At 65.0% G+C, this 4009-nt stretch carries 5 protein-coding genes; 2 read left to right on the top strand and 3 right to left on the bottom strand.

From position 1 onward, the window contains the following. Nucleotides 1-389: transposase (locus tag AB0N81_RS22815; protein WP_365361074.1), on the top strand; the 389-nt coding region annotated here is incomplete at its 5' end. 405 nt (nucleotides 390-794) lie between these two features. Here the strand turns inward: AB0N81_RS22815 and AB0N81_RS22810 are convergent. Continuing rightward, entirely contained in the window at nucleotides 795-995 is a 201-nt protein-coding gene (locus AB0N81_RS22810; RefSeq protein ID WP_365361106.1) for a transposase, read from the bottom strand. 374 nt (nucleotides 996-1369) lie between these two features. Here AB0N81_RS22810 and AB0N81_RS22805 point away from each other — a divergent pair, with 374 nt between their 5' ends. After that, nucleotides 1370-2008 (top strand): hypothetical protein, encoded by a 639-nt coding sequence (locus AB0N81_RS22805; RefSeq protein ID WP_365361072.1) that lies wholly within the window; start codon nucleotides 1370-1372, stop codon nucleotides 2006-2008. Between the two features lie 436 nt (nucleotides 2009-2444). On the opposite strand, the gene AB0N81_RS22800 is transcribed toward AB0N81_RS22805, so the two are convergent. Beyond that, nucleotides 2445-2939, bottom strand: coding sequence for a hypothetical protein (locus tag AB0N81_RS22800; protein WP_365361070.1), 495 nt, complete (start codon nucleotides 2937-2939; stop codon nucleotides 2445-2447). Nucleotides 2940-3452: 513 nt separating this feature from the next. Then, on the bottom strand, nucleotides 3453-4009 hold a 557-nt coding region (locus AB0N81_RS22795), incomplete at its 5' end, for a VCBS repeat-containing protein (protein WP_365361068.1).

Below are 4009 nucleotides of genomic sequence, written 5' to 3'. Positions count from 1 at the left end.
ACAAGCACGGTGGCCGACGCAGCTTCACCTGGACCGACTACCGCGACCTCTTGTCCGCCGCCCACCAGCAGCTGGGCGCCCCGCTGGTACTCGTCCGGGACAACTTGAATGTGCACCGGGACGCCCGCCTGCAGGCCTTCATCGATGCCCACGACCGGGTCACCTCCTTCCAGCTGCCCTCATATGCACCCGACTTGAACCCTGTGGAAGGCATCTGGTCAGTGGTTCGGCGCTCGGCGCAGTGCAACACCGCGTTCACCGACCCGGACCACCTGATCCGGACCCTCCGTCGCAGCCTCCGTGAGATTCAGTACCGCCCCGAACTCATCGACGCATGCCTCGCCGCAACCGGCCTCACCCTCACGACATCACGCCCACAAGCTCAGTAATGGTGCGGAAGATCCCCGGTTTCGCTAACCGGGGATCCTGTGCTAGGGGCCGCGGCCCCTGTCGCGTGCCCGCCGCAGACTGATCCGCCAGGGGAACCGTCCTGTGCATTTGGCTCCCCGCGCAGGTCTCGAGACTTGTGAGAGGGCCGCCCTGCCAGGCGGAAAGCACTAGTCTGCGGCAGGGTGGTGAGTGTGCTGACGCCTCCGATCGAGCCGATGCTGGCTCGGGCCAGCGAGTCTCTGCCGACGGCAGGGCAGGTTCGCGATGCGATCTGGCAGCAGAAGGTCGACGGCTACCAGGTCATGCCAAGGGTGGGCGTGCACGATCGTGGAGTCCACCGAGACGGCCCAGTTGACATCCTCGTTGGCATCGGCTTGGGCCAGCAGCGCGGTGCAGACCCGTTCTCAGGTGCCGTCAACGGCCCACATCCGTAGTCGGTTGTAGACGCCACGCCAGTTGCCGTACCGCTCCGGCAGGTGAACCCACTGCGTCCCGGTCTGGAACTTGAAGGCAATGGCATCGATCACCTCATAGTGATCTCTCCACCAGTCACCCGGCTTCGGTGTCCGTTCCGGAAGTAACGGCTCGATCCGCGCCCACTGCACGTCAGTCAACGACACACCCGGACCAACGATCGGATGATCTAAACAAAACCCCCAAGCGTAAAGGAAATACGCCGGGCGGAGCCGCTCGGCCGGCTACGCCCCCGCACAACTGGAGATCCGCGCCCCACTGCGTCGGCACGGAGGCCACACTGACGGGAGACGGTGGAAGTTCGAGGGGCTACTACTCCGCCAGGGGAGAGGAGAAGCACTTGGAGAGAATCGGCACCGATCGCCGGACCCGGCTGCGGCTGGCACGGCGACGACCACGGTCGAGCGTCGTCCGTGCACGGGAGCGGGAAGCGTCGCAGTGCGAGCCCCAGCAGCCACAACGCTTACGGTGGCTGCAACTTCACTGGTGGGGGCAGGTCGGGGCGGTGCTTGGAGCGTTCGCCGCCATCGGAGGAATTGCGTTCAGCGGCATCGCCACCTACTACAGCGCACGGGTAGCGGAAGATCAGCTGGCGCAGTCGAGGGATGAAGCGGAGACGGAGTCTCGGATTCAGGCTTCGAAGGTGACGTTCCACGGTGGCATCGGCAACAGTGGAAGCAGCATGCGGTACAACATCATCAACCGCTCCGCCGACCCCGTCTCAGATGTGCGCGCCACCCTCGGTATGCCCATCGAAGAGGTGCGGGACGATGGAGACCGTAGCGCCTTCGATCGCAACATGCGGCTCGAGATAGGCTCGATCCCGCCGTGCTCGCGCGTCGTCATATCTGCGTCCCTGTTGAAGGGGGCTCAAGTCGCAGCGAGAATTCCTGAGCGGCGACAGAGTGATGGCGCACTGCGTGTAAAAGTCATGACCAAGTCTCAAATCTCGATTGTGCGACTGAATTTCGCTGACACGAGCGGAAGGCAGTGGACACGCACCTGGAAACAACTCCGCAGGGGGCATGCAGAGGTCGGCTTTAAGGTCAGCGACCTGGACAGCCAGAGGAGTTGGCTCCTTCATTCGGTGTGGCTGAAGTCCCAGCCGACTGTGAAGCCGGTGGAGCCCTGTGGGGGAGCCTAGGGGTTTTGTTTAGATCATCCGATCGTTGGTCCGAAGCCGGGTGGCTGGTGGAGAGATCGCTATGAGGTGATCGATGCGATTGCCTTCAAGTTCAGTCCGGGACGCAGTGGGTTCGCCTGCCGGAGCGGTACGGCAACTGGCGTGGCGTCTACAACCGACTGCGGATGTGGGCCGTTGACGGCACCTGAGAACGGGTCTGCACCGCGCTGCCGGCCCAAGCCGATGCCAACGAGGATCTCAACTGGGCCGTCTCGGTGGACTCCACGATCGTGCACGCCCACCAGCACGCGGCCGGGGCACGCAAAATGGGGCCCCGCCCAGTGAACCGGCCGACCATGCCTTCGGCCGGTCCCGCGGCGGACTGACTACAAAGATCCACCTGGCTGCAGTATTGGCGGATCTGTCTCGGCGGGATCGGCACAGGGCAGTTGAGGGCTTACCGACTGCGCCCGGGACGGTACGCGGTCGGCAGTGATGTTGCCATCGATGCGGGGGCTTGAGCGGTGCGGAGCGCTGGGCCGTCAGCCGTGGCCTGTACGAGGCGGGTGCCTTGGCCCTCGGCCATTGCGAAGGCGATGTACTGCACCAGGGCCGCCAGGGTGTTCGCCGACAGCTGGAGTGCGCAGGCCGGTTGGTGGGCGGCGTGGCCGCCCCGGATGATCCAGGTAGGAAGAAGACCGTTGTCCTTCTGGGCGGCGAAGGCGTCGAACTGTATGCCGGCTTCCTGGGGGCCTGGGGCCTCCCAGGTGATGTAGTGCCCGTCGATGGTGTGCTTCCATTTCGCGTCGGTGAGCGGACGGGTCGCCTCGGTGATGGCGGTCTCGGGAGCGGTGGGGGAGAGGCCGCTGTTCCAGGCGTTCTCGGTGGCTGTGAGTCGAGCAGCGCGCTCACGATCGCGGTTGGCGTGGAGGCGGTGGCCGTGGCATGCCACAGGCGCTCGCCGATCGGATTCCCTGTCAAGTTCAGCGTGTTGAAGCTGAACTTGTCCGTTTGGGGGAGGGCTGAGCTTGTTCCTTAGAGCTGGTAACACGACCTTGTTGAAGTGGGCTGGTGGGGCGTAACTGGTGTGGCGATTGGGCCGTTCGGGAGGGTGTGGGTACTCGACCGTGGATCGTGGACGATGAGCTGTGAGCGTTGATCGAGCCGTTGTTGCCGCCATCACGTTCAGCGCGGACCGCCGCGAACTCGCGGTCGAGGCTGTGGCGAGCGTCGGTGGCAGCAGCACAACGACGGCAAGGTGATGACGCTCTTCGTCTGCGCGAGGATTCTGGCTCTTGACGCATGCCCTGAAGACCCTCGCCTCGAACCGGCACGTCCTACAGCCGAGCGGATCACGGATGACCTTCCGCACCGGTACCGCCCTCTTGTCCCACCGATACTCCCTACCGCTTTGGTCTGCAATTGAGACAACGTGGCCGGTCCTGCGTCCGTTTCGGGTGAATGATCACCGGGTCCTGAAGCGGCGGAAGAGGTTTCGGGCCACGTGCACGCCCGGGCCGCCGAAGCCGACGATGTCGACGCGTCCGTCGCCCGTGATGTCGGTGAGGAAGCGAGGATGATGGCCGACTCTCCAGGCGCCTGCGTCGTCGTTGTATCCGAACCCGCGGCACACCAGCTGGGCCTGTTCGAACCGGCCGCCGCCGAGGCTGTGCGATACCCAGACGCCCTCGTTGCCGAAGCCGACGATGTCCGGGTTGCCGTCGCCGGTGACGTCGGCGAGGAGCCGGAGGTGCTTCGCGCCCGTCCATCCCTGGGCGAGCCCGAAGTCGTTCAGGACGAGCTTGGAGGGCTCGAAGGTGCCGTCGCCGCGACCGCGGGAGACGACGACGCCCTGCGGGCCGAACCCGACGATGTCCAGTGATCCGTCGGTGGTGGTGCTGAGCAGGAACCGGGGGTGTTCCTCGATCGAGCTCCAGCCCTGGTCGGCCCCGAATTCATCGAGGACGTACAGAGGCTCGGCGAACGTCCCGTCCTCGTTTTGGAGTGATACCCAGACGCCGT

It is taken from the genome of Streptomyces sp. NPDC093510 (assembly GCF_040683555.1).
Classification (GTDB): domain Bacteria; phylum Actinomycetota; class Actinomycetes; order Streptomycetales; family Streptomycetaceae; genus Streptomyces.
This window is presented reverse-complemented; position numbering and strand designations above follow the sequence as displayed.